At 63.5% G+C, this 16666-nt stretch carries 10 protein-coding genes; 2 read left to right on the top strand and 8 right to left on the bottom strand.

Features of this window, described 5'->3' with window-relative positions; genetic code table 11:
- Positions 1 to 11: 11 nt before the first annotated feature.
- The 7 genes from DLM86_RS11625 to DLM86_RS11655 all read right to left on the bottom strand — a co-directional run bounded on the left by DLM86_RS11625 (position 12) and on the right by DLM86_RS11655 (position 12107).
- The gene (locus DLM86_RS11625) at positions 12 to 1514 is read right to left on the bottom strand and encodes a PP2C family protein-serine/threonine phosphatase (RefSeq protein WP_158289433.1); all 1503 of its coding nucleotides are present in this window, start codon (positions 1512 to 1514) and stop codon (positions 12 to 14) included.
- An 85-nt stretch (positions 1515 to 1599) separates the two neighbouring features.
- Positions 1600 to 1935, bottom strand: coding sequence for an STAS domain-containing protein (locus DLM86_RS11630; protein WP_110840162.1), 336 nt, complete (start codon positions 1933 to 1935; stop codon positions 1600 to 1602).
- Positions 1932 to 2375, bottom strand: a complete 444-nt coding sequence (locus tag DLM86_RS11635; RefSeq protein ID WP_158289434.1) for an ATP-binding protein — start codon at positions 2373 to 2375, stop codon at positions 1932 to 1934. Before DLM86_RS11635 ends, DLM86_RS11630 begins: the two co-directional genes overlap by 4 nt.
- Positions 2376 to 2423: 48 nt before the next feature.
- Positions 2424 to 5471: a HEAT repeat domain-containing protein gene (locus DLM86_RS11640; protein WP_110840164.1), complete on the bottom strand. Its 3048-nt coding sequence runs from the start codon at positions 5469 to 5471 to the stop codon at positions 2424 to 2426.
- 37 nt (positions 5472 to 5508) lie between these two features.
- On the bottom strand, positions 5509 to 5982 hold the full coding sequence (locus DLM86_RS11645) for a GNAT family N-acetyltransferase (RefSeq protein ID WP_158289435.1): 474 nt from the start codon (positions 5980 to 5982) through the stop codon (positions 5509 to 5511).
- Between the two features lie 81 nt (positions 5983 to 6063).
- Positions 6064 to 8823, bottom strand: coding sequence for an adenylate/guanylate cyclase domain-containing protein (locus DLM86_RS11650; RefSeq protein ID WP_110840166.1), 2760 nt, complete (start codon positions 8821 to 8823; stop codon positions 6064 to 6066).
- A gap of 47 nt (positions 8824 to 8870) precedes the next feature.
- Positions 8871 to 12107: a stalk domain-containing protein gene (locus tag DLM86_RS11655; RefSeq protein ID WP_110840167.1), complete on the bottom strand. Its 3237-nt coding sequence runs from the start codon at positions 12105 to 12107 to the stop codon at positions 8871 to 8873.
- 220 nt (positions 12108 to 12327) lie between these two features.
- Between DLM86_RS11655 and DLM86_RS11660 the strand changes: the two genes are divergently transcribed.
- Together DLM86_RS11660 and DLM86_RS11665 are read left to right on the top strand one after the other, a co-directional pair.
- Entirely contained in the window at positions 12328 to 12714 is a 387-nt protein-coding gene (locus tag DLM86_RS11660) for a DUF4280 domain-containing protein (protein ID WP_110840168.1), read from the top strand.
- A 286-nt stretch (positions 12715 to 13000) separates the two neighbouring features.
- Positions 13001 to 14743, top strand: coding sequence for an MORN repeat-containing protein (locus DLM86_RS11665; RefSeq protein WP_110840169.1), 1743 nt, complete (start codon positions 13001 to 13003; stop codon positions 14741 to 14743).
- 239 nt (positions 14744 to 14982) lie between these two features.
- Here DLM86_RS11665 and DLM86_RS11670 read toward each other — a convergent pair whose 3' ends face one another.
- The gene (locus tag DLM86_RS11670; RefSeq protein WP_110840170.1) at positions 14983 to 16647 is read right to left on the bottom strand and encodes a hypothetical protein; all 1665 of its coding nucleotides are present in this window, start codon (positions 16645 to 16647) and stop codon (positions 14983 to 14985) included.
- Between the last annotated feature and the right edge of the window lie 19 nt (positions 16648 to 16666).

Genomic DNA, 16666 nt, shown 5'->3' on the forward strand with positions numbered 1-16666 from the left:
TTCTCCCTGAACTATACCACAAAATCGGGACGTGAAGACGGATTTTTTCGGATGTCCAGCTCCACGACCATGACGGCGATATCGTCCGATTGCAGCGCACCCGCCGCGAACGCGTCGACGTCGGCGACGACCGTCTCCGGCAAGCCGGCCCCGGGCTCCCCGCGAAGCCGCACGAGAAGCTCCCGCAGCCGGCCGGAGCCGTACTGACGCCCCGATTCGTCCTCCGCTTCGGTAATCCCGTCCGTGTACAGCACGATCCGGTCTCCGGCGGCGAGCGCCGTTTCCTGATCGGCGTACGCCGTATCGTCCATGACGCCGAGCGGCACGTTTTTGCGTCCGGCGAGCGGCTCGACGGCGCCGTCGCGGCGCAGCACGTACGGCGTGCAGTGTCCGCCGTCGCTGAACGTCAGCGTCCCGGTCGCCACGTCGAGCACGCCGCAAAAGATCGTGGCGAACATCGTCGAGTCGTCCTTGTAGAGCTCCCGGTTGACGACCGTCAGCAGCCGGCCGGGCGTCATTCCTTCGGCCATCCTCCCTTTCAGCAGCGTCATCGTCATCGCCATAAAGAGCGCGGCGGGGATGCCTTTGTCCGAGACGTCGCCGAGCGCGAAAAACAGCTCCGATTCGCCGATGCGGAAATAGTCGTAAAAATCGCCGCCGACTTCGCGCGCCGGCCGGAGCAGCGCGTGCACGCCGGCGGGAAACCGGTCCGCCGCCTCCGGCCGCGCATCGCCGCCGACTCCGGCCTCCGCTGCCGCCCCCCTATCGCCGGCCTCTTGCCAGAGCGCCGCGGCGGTGCGCTGCCGCGACAGCTTCGTCGGCAAAAAGCCCATTTGGATTCGCTGGGCGATCCGCAGCTCACTTTCCATCCGTTCCTTGGCCGCCACCGTCTGTTTCAACGCTTTCATCGATTTTTCCAGCGCGTCGTACAGCATCGCGTTTTCAAGCGAAACCGCCGTCGGCGCGGCGATCGATTCGAGCAGCTTCACGTCGCGCTCGGTAAAGGCGCGGCCTCCCCGCTTGTTGAGCACCTGCAGCACGCCGATAACCGTCCCTTTGCTGAAAATCGGCACGCACAGCAGGCTGCGGGTCGGGTAATCGACCCGGCTCGCCACCTTGGACGACCAGCGTTCGTCGAGCGCGGCGTCGTCGATTTTGACCGGCTTGCCGTTGTCCGCCACCCAGCCGGCGATGCCTTCGCCTTGCTTCAACCGGATTTCGCGCACTTCGTCGCCCTTCGATCCCGTCGCCAGCTCGAAGTACAGCTCTCCCGTCTCCGGATCGACGAGGATGACCGAGGACGCCTCCGCGTGCATAATGCGGGCGCTCGTCTCCATGATCCGCTCGAGCAGATCTTGCTTGCGGATCGTCGCGTTCATATCGAGGCTGACCTCGAACAGCTGCATTGTCCGCTTCAGCTCGCGTTCCGACGCCCGGCGCCGACGCTCGCTCCATAACCAACCGCCTATACCCGCGGCGGCCGCAATCGCCAAAGCGATCGTCGTCGCGTCCATCGTCCGTCCCCCCTTCCCGAATACGGATCCGGACGCCCATGCCCGGCGTTGCCGCCATGCCGATCTTCCATCCGGGGCCCCGTCGTCAACGGACGGCTTGCAGCGCTTCGTCCTCGGTAGCGCACAGGGTGAAAATGGCGCTGAACCCGGACATGTCGAACACTTCCTTGACATGCTCGTTCAGGTGCGCCAGCGCGAGCCTCCCCTGAATCGACTTCGTCTTCTTCGCCGCCAGCAGCAGGCTGCGCAAGCCCGCGCTGCTTACATAGTCGAGAGAAGCCAAATCGAATACGAACCGGCTCGCTCCCCCCTCGACAAGCTGCAAAAACCGGCGCTCCAGCCCTCCCGCCGAATTCGCGTCCAATCGGCCGCCGATCGCCAGCACCGCAACGCCGTCTATCGTCTTCTCCGTGATGTTCATCCCGTTCGCTCCTCGTCCGGCATAAGCCGTTTGATCGTCAGACGCAATACGTTCCGCTCCCCTTCGCGCGTGTACAGAGCCGCGTCGGTCAACGTTTTGGCGAAATGGATGCCCAAGCCGCCGATGCCGCGCTCGTCCACGTCCGCACTCAAATCCGGAGCGGGGCGGGACAGCGGATCGAAAGGAACGCCGTCGTCGGCGATCCGGATTTCGACGCCGTCCGGACGCCCGGTCAAGCTGACCTCGATCCGGCGCGTCCCTTTTTCGCCTTCCCCGTAGCCGTACGATACGATGTTCGTGACAAGCTCGTCGCAGATCAGGTTGAGCCGGTACAGCGTCCGGTCGTCCAGCGAGTACGCCCCCGCCGAGTCGGCCAAAAACGACCGCAGCCTGTCGAGCTCCTTCAGCTCGTTGACCAAATGCAAGCTTCTCGTCGTCAATCCGATGCCCCTTTCCCCGCGCGCGGGTCGCTTCGCCGTGTCGTTTCGCTACGCCATTTTCATCAGCATGTTTTCGAGCAGCCGAACGCGCGCGCTCGTCGCATGCAGCAGTCCGATGCCGATTTCCGGATAAAGCCGGATGAGCCGCGACAGCTGCTCGCCCTGGAGCGCCAGCAGCCGGGCTTCGTCGAAAATGACCTCCGCCGTGACGGACGACGGCGCCCCGTCGAACGCCGACGTCTCGCCGAACGACTGCTTCGCGCCGAGGACGCCGATCGTGCCTCCGCCGCCGCCTTCCGTATCATGGCTCAGCTCGACCGTGCCTTCGATCACAATGTACAGAGTCGGCGATGCGGCGCCGCGGCGAAGCAGCACCGTCCCTTCCGGATGCGCCACTTCCTGCGAGATGCCCGCCAAATGCCCAAGCTCGTCGACGGATAAATGGGAAAACAGCGGCACCTGCTTCAAAAAGATGACTTTGTCGAGCATCGACAGCTTGCTCCGTTCTTCCTTCACGTTCGTCCGCTCCCCTTCCTGCAGCGCATGCAAGGCGATCCGGCTCAGCCATTCGTCCGGCCACGACGTCGCGTCCTCGACGATCGCCTTCGGATGGCCCGAGCCGCCGTCGGCGGCGCCGTCCTCCCGCTTGAGCAGCGCGAGCAGCGCGCCGGACAGCCTGCGATCGCCGATCCCTTCGGCCAGTACCTCCATGCCGTTCTCCCGCACTTCCTCGTTGTCGTCCTTCACCGTATCCCGGAGGGAAAGGACGACTCGTTCGTCGGCCAATTGACGCAGCACCGCCCATAGGCCGTCGGCAAGCGCTTCTAAAATTTCGACGCGCCGCTGGGCGGCCAACTCCGCCAGCTCCGGCTTGCCGAGACGGCGCAGCGCCTCGGGAAGCGCCCCTTCCCGGCTCGAGGCCGACAGGCGGGCGAGGCACGGCTCGACCAGGACGGCGCGGATGCCGTCCTCGTCCAGCAGGCGGGCAAGCGCCGACACGGTCAAGTTCCAGACGAACGGATCGCCTCCCGACGCATGCTGCGTCAGCAGAGACACGCACGACTCCCCGATGTCGACGAACGCGTCTTCGATCGCCTTGCGCAGCTCCTTGTCGGCGGCGGGCACCATCGCCAGCAGCGCCGGCACGGCGTCCGCATGGCGAAGCTTGCCGAGGCCGTGCACGGCGGCGACCTTGACCGCCGGCTTCGGGTCCTCCAGCAGCGTCACGAGCCACGGTGCGTAACGGTCGAGCTTCAGATCGGCAACCGTCCGGCAGCCGTATATCGTCCACTCGCCCCCCCGGTCCAGCATCGTTACCAGCGCTTCCTCGCAGGCGGGATAGCTTTCCTCGCTTTCAAGCGCGTACAGCGCCTTGATCCCTTCGTGGACGACCTGCGGCTGCGAATCGAGCAGCTTCACCCGCAGGAAGAAGTGCGCCTGGCTTCTCAAATGCTTCGCCCTGCCGAGCAGCTTGACGCATTCCGCCCGCACCTCCTCGTCCGCGTCCTCCAAAAACGCCGCCACCTGGACCAACTCCTGGAGCGTCGCGCTTTGCAAATTCATCGCCCGGAGAGCGGCAACGCGGATACGGGCGCTCCGGTCCCCGATCAGGCCGACGAGATGCGGGAAAAACGACGAGTCTCTCCCTTTCCCGATCAGCTCGAGCGCCAGCTCCCGGACGTAATCGTCCGGATGCTTCAAATAACCGACGACGGCGGACAGCGCCTTCGAATGACGCATCGCGCCGAGGAACGAAGCGGCGCTTTCGGACAAGTCCGAAAACAGCGACTGGACGCTGCCGACCAGCTCGCGGATGTACAGGTGCCGTCCGTACCAGGCGACGAGCATCAGCACGACGCTCAACGCGATCCCGGTCCAGGCGAGGGCGTTCAGCCCCACCCCTTGCATCGAATGCGTCAGCGACAATAACGAGCCGAGCAGGATGCCCCCGGAAGCCGCGATGCCTTGCGCGAAATAACGGAACCCGTCGCGCTCGGAAATCGGCATCATTTTGAAAAACAGCTGGTAGCACGGCTCGGCGATGTAATACAGCAAAATGTACAGCACCGCGTAGGAGACGGATACCGCCCCCAGTCCGAGCGGTCCGTTCATGAGCAGCGACACGAGCCCGAAGGCGCAAAGAAAGACGACCGAAATCGACAGCAGCACGTTGCTCGCGCCGAGACGGTCCATCAATCGGCCGGATACGGTTTGCAGGCCCAAGCAGAGCGTAAATTGCAGCGACGTGATGAGCCCGTAAAAGGAGGTCAGCTCGCTTTCGCTCGCGAAGCGCGCCTCCGCCGCGTTGAAGTATTGGTATTCCATCGCGAAGTACAGCGTCGGCATGAGCGTCATGAGCGCGATCGCGGTAAGCAGGAACGGGCTCGCGAACGTTTTTTTCCAATAGCGGCTGTTCGCCTTCCCTTCGCCGCGATCCGCCGGCTCGCCCTGCCTGCGCGAAGCTTCCTTGATCATGAGCGGCGTCAAGTAGCGGGACAGCGACTTGCGGAAAAACCGGTACCCGATCAACAGAAGCATCGGCGCCAACGCGTATACCGCTTCGGTGCCGAACCATTTCCCGACGAAGTAGGCGATGACGCCGGCCGTAATGCCTCCCGTCGTCGTCGACCCGACGAAGATCGGCATGAGCCGCTTCGCCTGCTGCGTCGGGCACAAGTCGAAGGCGGTGCTCCACAGGAGCAGCGTCAGCTGACGGACGACGAAGTTCGACGAGAGGAACAGGAGCGGATAGTAGTAGTCGAAATCGACGCCGCCGAGCTTGAAGCCGAGGAGAACGAGCGCGTTCAGCAGCAGGACGCCGAGCATGATCAAGTACAGCATCTTCATGAACCGGTCTTTGGCCGTCCGGCTTGCCAGCTTCGACAGGAGCCACCCTTCGACGGGCATGATCGCCGCTTCCGCCATGTAGACGTACGGCAAATAGTGAACGCCGAACCGCTGGTTGAACAGCGCCATGAAAGCCGTATAGTTGAGCGACTCCGCGATCCCCCCGCAATAAAAAACCGGCAGCATCGTCATCAGCTTGCGGGCGTCCTCGCCGCGCAGCCCGAACCACCGAGATAAAGCAGCCTGCATGCAATCAAGTCCTATCCGTATGGTGTGAAGGATCTCTTTATTCGGTCAGCTTTTTGCAAAAGGCGATCCGGTCCTCGCCCTCGTAGTAGTAGTTCGGGTAGCGGCCGATCAGCTCGAACCCGCGCTCCTTGAACATGCGCTGGATCGGAACGTATTCCGGCAAATCGCACGTATACGTCAAAATGTAGCGACCGCCGATCGAGCGGATATACGACTGCAGCGCCTCGAACAGAAGGCCCGCGATGCCGTAGCGCCGGTACTGCCGATGGACGGCCAAATAGTCCCACAAGAAGCCGCCCGTCCGGTGCTCGTTCTCCTTGCAGCTCGTCACGCCGACGATGTCGCCCGTTTCGTTTTCGACGTACCAATACAGGTGATGCTCCTGGCTCAGGCTGTTCGCCGGCCCGTGGCGGAAATGCTCGATCTCGCCCGGCGTGTGCCTCCGATCGTCGAACGACCATTCGGACAAAAAAAACTCGCTGATTCGGCGGGCGTCCTCTTCGGTCTTCATTAGCCTGACCTTCGCTTCGAATCGCGAAAGGGGTTGCGGCTCGGCGCTCATCGTCGCTCTCTCCTTCGTTACCGTCTCTCGTCAAGATACCGACAGCGTACCGTTCCAGTCCTCGGTCGTGCCGTTCTGGAAATATTCGTCGCACAGGTAGAAGTACAGCTGCGCCGCCTTATCCTGCCGGTTCGCCTTGATGACCATCAGGAACGCCTCGCGGGCGTCGTAGAACCGGCCGACCTGGTAGTAGGTGACGGCCTCCTCGAAGCGCGCCTTCGTCCGGTCCTTCAGCGCCCGGATCGTATCCGGATCGCCTTGGTAAACGTCGTACAAATGAAGCGGCTCCTTCATGCCGCCGACCTGGACGAGCCCCAGGTTCCGGTATTGGAACTTGGAGGCGTCCTCGAGCGAGCGGACGACGCTGTCCGTCATGAGAATCGAGGCGCCTAACGGATCGGTGAGCCGTTCCAGCATCGTGGCGATATTGACGTTGTCCGAGATGACGTTGCTCTCGAGCCGCTGCTCCTCTCCGATGATGCCGAGCCGGAGCGGTCCCTTGTGCAGGCCGACGCCGATGTCGACGGGCTTGTAGCCGGAATTGTCGCGGTGCGAGTTGTATAGCTCCACTTCCTTGCGCAATTCGACCGCGGCGCGCAGGGCGTCGTCGGCGGAGGCGGGGAACAGCGCCATGAAGCCGGCACCCAAATATTTGTTGATCATGCCGCCCCGGCTGCGAACGTACGGCCCGAACCGTTTCAGGAACGAGTTGACGAAGTTGAAGTTTTCCTCCGGCGTCATTCGTTTGGACAGCATGTAAAACTGGCGGATGTTGCATATCATCGTGCTCATGTTTTGCTCGACCTGATCGCCGAGCTCGACGTCCAGAATCGTATCTTTGTGCAGGAAGCGCAAAAACTGCTGCGGCACGAACCGGTAATACGCCTGGCTGAGCGACTCGACCTTGCGGATATATTCGCGGATGCGGGCGGCCATCGTGTTGACGCTTTCCCCGAGATCGGCGATTTCGTCCCGGGTGCGGATGTTGACGACCGTGTCCCAGTTGCCCCTCGCGATGTCGCCGACGCTGCGGCGGAGCTTGCGCAGAGCGGACAGCTGGATGAACGTCATGAGCAGCAGCACGAAGAGCAGGCCGACGGAAATGATGACGATGTTGCGGACGATTTCCTGCAGGACGCCTCTCCGGTGGGCGAGCAGCGTTTCCATGTTTTTGCTCGTCTCGAAAATGCCGACGATTCGGCCCGACGAGTTGTAGATCGGCGCGATCGCGTAATTCCAGACGCCCGTATCGTCCTTCCAGCCGCCCGTCATCACCTTCCCTTCGCGGAAAACCGGCCCGTTCACCTCGGTGATCGGGAACGGGTTGAACATGTGCATCTCGTCGTCGTCCTCGAGAATCCGGTAAATGATGCCGTTCTCCACCTTGTACACCGCCTTGTAAAACCCGCGGTTGGCGGAATCGGCGTTGTTGTCGAAAACGCTTCTGATTTTGGTCCGGAACTCGTTGAACGCCTCGCCCCGGTACTCGATCGGGGACGAGATCGCCTCCAGCTTGTCGCCGTCGACCAAATTTTGGCCGTTGGCGGCGAGCAGCGACAGCTCGCGGAACGTTTCCTCGTCCATCTTGGCGACGAAATTGTTGTAGATGACGGCCGACAGCAGTATCATCGCCGCCGCCACCGTCGGAACGAAAACGAACGCCTGCTTGACGAGCAGCGACACGCGCCGCTTCATGACGTCGAAGTAGAGCAGCTTGATCGCCCACAGGAGCAGCAGCGCGCCCGCGGCGGCCGCCGCCCAGACGGTCCAGCGGCGGAGAACGTAGCCGTCCGAATACCGCGCTTTGTCCATCGTGGGGGCGAAGCTTCCGTCCGGCATCCGCCGGTTCAGCCGCGTATCGTCGACGATGATGACGTCGCCGTCGGGACCGACGCTGATGTCCGTCTTCTCGTACGGGATGTCGATGCCGCCCGCCTGCGCCTTGGCCGGGTTGACGAGCTCTTCGATGATGTAGGGCTGCGCCGGATCGAGACGGCTGATCGCCTTCGAATTGTAGTCGATGAAGACGAGCCGTCCGGCCGTATCGATCCGCAAGCTTTCGGGGAAGTTGCGCCTCGTCCGGTCGAGGCCCGGGAGCGGATAGACGAGCGTCGACGCGCCGTCCGCGCCGGCGCGATACACTTCCCCGCTGCGCGCGGAGTAGTAGATCGAGCCGGGCGCGAGGCCGTCGATTTCGGCCAAATATTTGTTCCCGGGCAAATCGAAGCCGAACACCGGCTTCGGCTCCGTCTCCCCGGCCCCGAGCCGGTACTGCGTCACCCGCGCGCCTTCGTCGTTGAAGAAAAACAGCTCGCCCTGTTTGATTTGCGGACTTTTCAGCCCGCCGATCCGGTATCGGCGGTTTTTCGGATCCGGATAGTCCTGGCTGAAAATGACCCGCTCGAACTTGCCGTCCGGACCGTACCGGACGATTTGCTCCGACCGGACCGTCAAGCCGAACGGATCGAGCAGCGTCCGGACCGCGTACACCCGGTTCAGCTCGTCGACGGCCATGTCGTTGAACCGGAACAGCTCGCCGGTTTTGCCGGCTTCGCTATGGATCGAATATTGGAGCGTCCCTTCCTTGTCGAGCTTCAAAATCGTTTTTTTGGCGTTGTCGATCAAGTACAGGTTGTCTCGCCGGTCCGCGATCGCCTTCGACAGGCTGACGAACGGCAATTCGCGGTTCAGCGGATTTTGCGCGAGCAGATGCCGCTCCCGGAACGTGAACGTTCCGGCCAAGCCGGCAAGCAGGACGACGAGCAGCAGCGCCGCTACGGACTTCTTCATCGGTTCGTTTCCTCTCGTTTCGATCTACTTGCGCCTTGCGCTTGATCTCATTCGTAGAGCGCGATCGTTTGGGCGCCGTCGTTCCAGACGACGTCCAGTCCTAGCGATTCGGCCAAAAACCGCAGCGGCACGTACGTCCGTTCCGCGATCAGCTCCGCCGCCCGCTCCAGCTCGACCGGTTCGCCGTTCAAGTAAGCGACCGGCTGTCCGATCGTGCACTCGATCGTCCCGTACTCGGCGCTTACCGTCGCCGTCATCGTCTCCTCGTTCCATTCGACGGCCGCCCCGAACGATTCGGACACCGCCCGAAGCGGGATGAACGCCTGGCCGTCGAGCATAATCGGCGGCGCGTCGAGCCGGAACGGGATCGTCGGCGAGACGAGCCGCTCGGGGGGCAGCGTCGTCGCGGCTCCGCCGGTTTCGGCCGCGATGTCCGCGGCGACTCCGGCGAGCGACTGCAGCTGCTCCTCCGAGTACGCTTCCTTCCGCTTCGCGACGATCGCGGCGAGCCGCTCGGCTTGCTCGCTCGCGAGCCGCTCGGCGACCGCCGCCTGCGCGGCTGCGGCCGCGCCGCCGGGCGCGGGGGCGGGCTCCGCCGCCGCGAGCGCCTCGAGCAGCGCGCCGACGCCGTCCATCTCCGCGAACAGCAGCTCGGTCTCGAGCTGCTTCGCGGACGACTCGACGGCGGCGAGCGTCGTCGCGATCGCGTCGGCTTGGGCGGCGTCGCCGGCCGCCTCGGCGCGCTTCCGCTCGGCGCCGAGCGCCGCCCGCGACTCGGCGAGCACGGCGTGCGCCTCCGGCACGCCGCTCGCGGCGGCCGCCGCCTGCGCCATCGTCGCGAGCAGGCCGTCGGCCGCCTTCAGCGCGGCTGCGGTATCGCCCGCGGCGATGGCGGCCTGAACGGCCGCTTGCCGCTCGGCGGCCTGCGCCTCGAGCTGCTCGGCGCTCGGCGCGGGGCCGCCGGTCGCTCCGTCTCCGCCGCCGGAGCCGTCTCCTTCCCCGCCGCCCGGGTCTTCCTCGCCTCCGTCCGGGTTTTCCGACCACTCGGCGAGCGATTCCAGTATCGCTTCCGCGTTGTTGACGAGCGCCATTTTGTCCAGCGCCGTCTTCGCGTCGCCCTTCTTGAGCGCTTCCAGCATGGCGATGCGCGCCTTCGCGTCCTCGACCTGCGTCGTCAGGCCGGCGATCCGGTCCGATTGGCCGCCGTCGGTCGCCGCCTGCTTGTCGGCTTCGAGCTTCTCGAGCTCCGTTTTGAGCGTCGCGATCTCCTTGTCGAGCTGCTCCGGCGTTTGCAGCGATTTCAGCTCGCCCGGGGCGCTTACCTCCATCGTCACCTTGAGCGAGGCCAGCTCGTCGGGGGCGACCGCCGCCTTTCCTTGCGGGTCGTCGAGCGCTTCCGCGTCGGCGACGCGGTCCATGCCGAACCAGACCGCGCCGTCCGGGCTGTAATAGATGCCCTGGCCCGACGATTTCATCGTGGAGGCCGCCGCATTGTACAGCTCGGGCGTCAGCGCATCCAGCCTCGCCTTCGTCGTCCCGATCACGATGACGGCCGGCTTTCCTTCCGGCGGCTCGGGCGGCGCCGCGACCGGCGTGCCCCCCGCGGGAAGCGAGAACGTCCCGAGTGTCGCGCTTCCTACGAGCGGCGCCTCTCCGACGACGTCCGTTCCTCGGTACAGGACGATTTTCAATTGATCCGGCTGAGCGAAAAAGATCGACAGCGCCCGGAGCGGCTTCCCCACCTTCGTTCGTTTGCCGATCGGCTTCCCTTTGGCGTCGAACAGCGCGTAGTCGGTCGCCTTCAGCTTTTTGTCCGGCGTCGCCGTAAAGTCGCTCAGCAGCTCGCCGACCGAAGGCTTCACCGTCCATTTGCCGCTCGCCGGCTTCTCCGGCGCCGTCTTGACCGGACTCAGGCCGTCGTCGATTCCCTTATAAGGAAGCAGCCCGCGCTTGTACGTCTTCTCGAGCGCCCCGCCGGTTTCGACGTTCAGCTTGCCGATCGCGCCCATGTAGGCGATTTGCGCGGATAGTAACGCCTTACCCGTCTGCTCGTACGCCTCCTTCGCCAGGGCGACCTCCTCGGCCGGCGCGAGTCCGAGCTTGCGCTTGCTTTCGGCTTTGCCGATCGCCTCGAACGCGGCGTCCCGCATTCGCAGCGCCTGGGCGTAGCTTTCCTCCGCCCCTTTCGCGTCCAAATACGACTGCCGGACGGCCGCGATGACGGCGCTTCGGCTTTCCTTTTCTTTGAGCGCGGCTTTGCTCTGCTCCATCGTCGCGATCGGCAAGCCGTTGCGCAAGTCGTCCAAATAACGGAGGCCGTCGAACTCGCCCTGGAACAGCTTTTTCGGAATCGGAAAGATAATGAACCAGAAGTAGCCCTGCCAATCTTTGCGAACCTGTTCGAGCAGCGCCTCGTATTGGGTCGTGAACAGGTCCATGTCGATGTCGGCGCTCTTGAACATCCGGTCGAACACCTTCATCCGCCCGGCGCCGAATTTCGAGCTGTACAAGTTGCGCGTCGTGTTCAGCTTCTCGTCGGCGAGCCTTCGCGTCTGCACGTCTTGGATCAGTCCGACGTTCGTCCGCAGGGCGGCGTCGATGTAGCCGGGCAGGGCGCGCTGGGACAAGTCCGCGTACACCGGCTCGAACGTCATCGCGAACGGCCGCTCGAGCGCCGACCCGACTTTCTCGCCCAAGGCGAGCCTCGCCCCCTTCGCCGCCAGCTGCGCCTGCTTATAGGCGGAAGACGCCTGCTCGAGCGCTTGCTCGGCGGCTTCCCGATCGGGCTGCTTCGCCAAGCCGTAATTCAGCTTTTGTCGAACCGCGTCGAGCGCCTTCTGCGCTTCGTCGCGCTTCGCCAGGGCCAGCTGCTCCGCCTGCATCGCCTGATATACTTGCAAGTACGACTTCTCGGCGTCGGCTTTGACCTCGACCGATTTTTGCCGCAGCGTCTCCTGCGCGATCGTCAGCTGCTTTCTCGCCTCGGGCACCTTCATCTTGATTTGCAGCTGCTGGCTTAAATTTTTCGGCTTGGCGAACAGGCTCGACGCCTTCTCTTCTTCGCTTTTTTGCGAATAATACGCCTGCTCGAGCTCCACCTGCTTTTGCCGGACGTCGTTGCGCGCATCTCGCAAGGCCGGGCTTCGCTTCAGCGTCATGTCGACCGCCTCCGGCATCGACATCGACTTCGGATCGGCGGCGTACGCCCGGGTCGCGGCCGCGAGCGGCGACGACAGGGCGAGCAGGACGGCCAGCCCGAGCTTCATTCGGCTTGCGACGTTCAAGAAAGCGCCTCCTCACTTGTTCGGCCCGATCGTCGCGGCGGCGACGGGACGCCCGCTTCATGCGGCTGGGCCGGCCTCGGCCCGTCGTTTTGCGCTTTCGCGTTTCGGACGTATCGTCGGACTTCGGGCATATTGCCGGTACCGTTTTTTTCTAGTACTATGAAACTAATTATATCATTTCTTTTTCCAAAAATGAGCAAGAAGATTGGAAGAATGTCGAATGGGAAACGTCGTATGCGGCGGCGCGATGCTGCAATGCAGCTTCGGCGCGGCTCCTAGCACGCTGATGGTGCTGCCGGCCAACCGGGTCGTCACCTCGATGCCGATCGCCAACATTATGGACAACAAGCCGATGGTCAACATTTTGCCGTTCGGCATGTGTCAGTCGATGGCCAACCCGGTCGTGGCGGCCGCGACCGCGGCCAAATTCGGCACGCTGACGCCGATGCCCTGCGTACCGGTAACGGCCGCGCCGTGGGCTCCGGGGTCGCCGACCGTACTCGTCGCCAACATGCCGGCGCTGAACAATACGTCCAAATGCATGTGCAACTGGGGCGGCGTCATCCAGGTCGTCCAGCCGGGTCAAATGACGATTCAGGTGCCGTGACGCGGACATGCGTGACGCGTCCCGCGCGGTAATCAAACGCCTCTCCTATACATACGTATGAACGATCGGGCCTAGTTCGCACATTTATTGCGCCGAAAGTCCGGATAGCCGCCGCACGGGTCGGCCTCCGCGAGAGGCGCCTCCCGAAGCCGGTTAAGCCGGGTCCCGGTCGGCTTCGGGGCCGTACCGTTCGTCACACCCGCACCGCTTTCGCCCCCGCGCTGACCCGTTCGGCGCCGCCGGCCCGACCGTAAACGAAATCGCTGTAGACGAGGAAGTGACAAGCTTGGCGTTCAATCCCGTGAAGACGCTGGAAACGGTATTCAAGCCGATCGTCAGCCCGATGGCTTTCAAGCTTTTGAAGCCTTTGCGGGAAGCGAAGAAGCTCCCCGGCATTTTGATCAAAAAGTTTCAAGCCGCCGTCAAAACGATACTCGGCACGAAAGAAACGTCGCTGCGCAACTATGTCGCGATCGGCTCCTACTATGTGTCCAAGCGGCTGCTTGTCGTCATCGCCTTGATCATCCTCGCGCTCGTCTACTTTCTGTTCGTCAAACCGCCCGCCTTCGTCAACAAATGGTTCAACCGCGTCCCCGTCGTCGTGGAAAACACGCCGAAGGCGATGACGTTTTCCGGCAACGCCAAAGTCGTCGATACGACGAAGAAGCAGCCCCGCTACGTAGGCGGTTTGGCCGACGGGCTTTATATGGGCGCCGGAAAGCTGTACGACGAGACGGGGGTGCTCCGGTACGAGGGCGAGTTCGACAAGGGGCTCAAGCACGGCGCCGGCACGCTGTACGACGATAAAGGACATCTCGTGTACAAAGGTCAGTTCGCCGCCGACCGATACAACGGTTCCGGTACGCTGTTCAGCAGCGATCGGCGCATCCGCTACGTCGGCGAATTCCAGAACGGCAAATTCGGCGGTGCGGGCAAGCTGTACGACGAGCTCGGCGGCCTCCTGTACGAAGGCGCCTTCCTCGAGGGGACGTATCACGGGGCCGGCAAGCTGTTCGGCGCGAACGGTCAAGTCGCGTACGAGGGCGAATTCGCCGCCGGCGAGTTCAACGGTTCGGGAAAAGCGTACGACGCGCAAGCCCGCCTCCTCTACGAAGGCGCGTTCAAAAACGGCCGCTATTCGGGAGAAGGTACCGAGTATTATGCCGACAAAGGACTGGTCAAGTACAAAGGAACGTTCGCCGCGGGGGCGTACGCCGGCACGGGTGAGCTTTACGACGACAAAGGCGTGCTGCGCTTCAAGGGCACGTTCCGCAACGGCGTGCTCGCAGGCCAAGGGGAAGCGTTCGACGAAGCCGGCAAACCCTCCTATAAGGGCGAATTCGCGGACGGCCAATACCAAGGCATCGGCACGCTGTTCGATCGGGACGGAGGCGTCGTGCTGAAATCGTATTTCGACAAGGGCCGGGTCAGCCTGCAATCGTTCATCGGCCTGCCCAGCAAAAAGGTCGAGGAGCTGCTCGGCAAGCCCGGCGAAGTGGCGCTGCTCGACCAGCCGCAGCCGCTGACGGAAGCGGATGGCGCAGCGTCAACCGCCGATGGCGCACCGTCGGCGAGCGACGCGGACGGAGCCGGAAGCGCCGAAGCAACGGCCGCGGCACCGCCGCCGGACGCCGCTTCGGCGGGGGCCGCATCGGGGAACCCGGCGGCGTCCGACGCTTCGGCCGCTACCGCAGCCGGTCTGAAGTTCCAAATGATATACCCGGACCTCCAATATACGTTTCTTGTGGAGACGTCCAAATCGAATCCGAAGGAAGCCGTCGTCACCGAGCTTAGCGTATGGGGCAGCAAGCCGTTGTCCGCGCTGCAGCCGGCGATCGAAACGTTCAAGCCGGACGAGAAGACGAACGCCGAAGGGTTCGCCGTGCTGGAGCTGCAATCGCCCATGCCCGGCGGGTTAACCGTCAACCGGTATTACAGAGGCGATTACCTGTACTCGCTGACGTTTTTCGCCGGCAACAAGTCGGCGCACCGGCTCGATATCGTCGCCATCGAACGGATCCGGCCTTAAGGCGCGGAACGTCTCGCAAGCGTCGATTCCGCTTCGGACGCCCGGCTCGAACACGAACGGAAATGAGCGGACCGGAACCAAGCAAAAACAGCCCGAGCAGGGCTGTTTTTTGCTTGAAAGGGAATCCGGACGTCCGCCGCCGACGCATAAGCCGGAAACGGGCACACGGCATCTCTTGCCATGCAATGTCTTGCCTATCGGGTCCGGCACGGCCGTTAAGCGCCCCTGCCGCCCCGCCGTCACTCCGGTGCTCTCTCCGCGCCTGCGGCCGCTTCGCCGCGCGACGAAACGTCGGGGACGCCGGTCAAGCAGTCGTCGTCCGCTTCCTGCTCCCGGCCGTTGCGGTACGCCCACCAGCGGACGCGGACGGTTCGGGGCTCGCCGATTTGCCTCAGCTTGATGCCGACGCGGAACGTCCCCTTCCGCGGATACGACAGGACGCCGAGCTCGTACTCCGGCAGCGTCGATTCGTACTCGCTGCCCGCGAATACGTCGGCCGAGCCGAAGTATTCGCGCTGTCCGCCGTCCAGCATGTCGGCGATCGCGTCCGGCGTACGCTCCTCCACGCTCGTCACGATCAGCACGTGGCCGCCCCCGAGACCGTGCTCGATTTCGGGCGAGACGAAGCTTTTGACCGCCTTGCCGAACGACAGCGCCGATTTCGCAAACGGGGACACCGCGATGTCGACATACCCGGATTGAATGTCGGCCGCTCCGGGGATCGAAGAAGCGGACCGTTCGGCCGGCTCCCCCGCCGCGGGCCGATCCGCTTCGTTCGGCTTCGGCGGCTCCGGCCGCTTTTCAACCGCGGCCGGTTCCGCAGCCGACGGCGAGCTTCGCCGACGCCGCGAGTCCGCCAGCGCAAGCCGGTACGCGGCAGACGGGTTGTAGACGAACTCCTCGAACGGCACCTGCTCCACCCGTTCGATGACATAGGTCGGCCCCATTTGCAGCAAGCCGATCTTGGCCAAGTACAAGCACGGATCGGACGGGGAATCGAGCGCCGTCTCGAGCGGCTGCTTCAGAAAATCGTCCATCAGCCGCTCCTGCACCGGGTCCGGAATAATGAGCACCGTCGCCGCATCCCGCGACAAATCGTCCGTCTGCTTGTCGCCGACGCGCAGGAAGCCCGAGCCGGCCTGCAAGCCGACGTGCGCCTTGCCCGAGGCGATGCCGTCCGCGCGAAGCGTCACCCGAAACTCGTATTCGGTCTCCTGCGCGTCCTGCGGCTCGACGAACCGGACGGTACGGCCTTCGAGCGGTTCGAGCCGTTCCGTCGCAAGCGCGTACTCCAGCTCGATTTTGCCCGCCTGCAGAGTCTTCTCGATCCGGATCGACGCTTCGAACGTCTGGCCCGGATTGACGTACTTCGGCGTCGACTGCAGCACCCGGACTTGCGCATCCTGGTACAGGACGACCGTCTGCTCCGTCAGCCCGCTCATCGGCAGAGACGACGGGTCCGGCGCCTCCTCCCGGATGAATAGCCGGTAGCTTTCGAGCACCCGGTTGTATTCGCTGACTTCGTCCGAGCGGACCGTCGAGTTGGCGATCGAGTGAACCGGCTCCTTGCCTTTCTCGTCATAGGCGATGCACAGATAGACGTTTTTGGCGTATTCGTTGTTCGTAAACCCGTCCATCATCGACAGCTTCAGCGTGACCGGAGCGGGGACGACGATTTCGCGGCCGAGCGCGTCGATCGCGACGCCCATCTCCACCGAAACAGACTTGTCGTCGACGGCGATAACCTGCAGCCCCGTCACGACGCCGCTTCCGAACAGAAGCCGGTTCATCATGCGGCGCTTGTCGTTGAAATATTTTTGCTCCGATTCGAAATCCCGTACGGTCAACAGCTTGCCATAAAAATACCGGTTTCGCTCGAACGGATAATACCGCGATTTTTTCATGGGATCCCCTTCCCTTCGG

Source organism: Paenibacillus flagellatus (genome assembly GCF_003217775.1).
GTDB classification, from domain to species: Bacteria; Bacillota; Bacilli; order Paenibacillales; family NBRC-103111; genus Paenibacillus_AB; species Paenibacillus_AB flagellatus.

Coding starts and splice junctions, on each gene's coding strand:
- DLM86_RS11625 (WP_158289433.1), bottom strand. CDS start 1,514: ATGGACGCGACGACGATCGCTTTGGCGATTGCGGCCGCCGCGGGTATA.
- DLM86_RS11630 (WP_110840162.1), bottom strand. CDS start 1,935: ATGAACATCACGGAGAAGACGATAGACGGCGTTGCGGTGCTGGCGATC.
- DLM86_RS11640 (WP_110840164.1), bottom strand. CDS start 5,471: ATGCAGGCTGCTTTATCTCGGTGGTTCGGGCTGCGCGGCGAGGACGCC.
- DLM86_RS11645 (WP_158289435.1), bottom strand. CDS start 5,982: ATGAAGACCGAAGAGGACGCCCGCCGAATCAGCGAGTTTTTTTTGTCC.
- DLM86_RS11650 (WP_110840166.1), bottom strand. CDS start 8,823: ATGAAGAAGTCCGTAGCGGCGCTGCTGCTCGTCGTCCTGCTTGCCGGC.
- DLM86_RS11660 (WP_110840168.1), top strand. CDS start 12,328: ATGGGAAACGTCGTATGCGGCGGCGCGATGCTGCAATGCAGCTTCGGC.
- DLM86_RS11670 (WP_110840170.1), bottom strand. CDS start 16,647: ATGAAAAAATCGCGGTATTATCCGTTCGAGCGAAACCGGTATTTTTAT.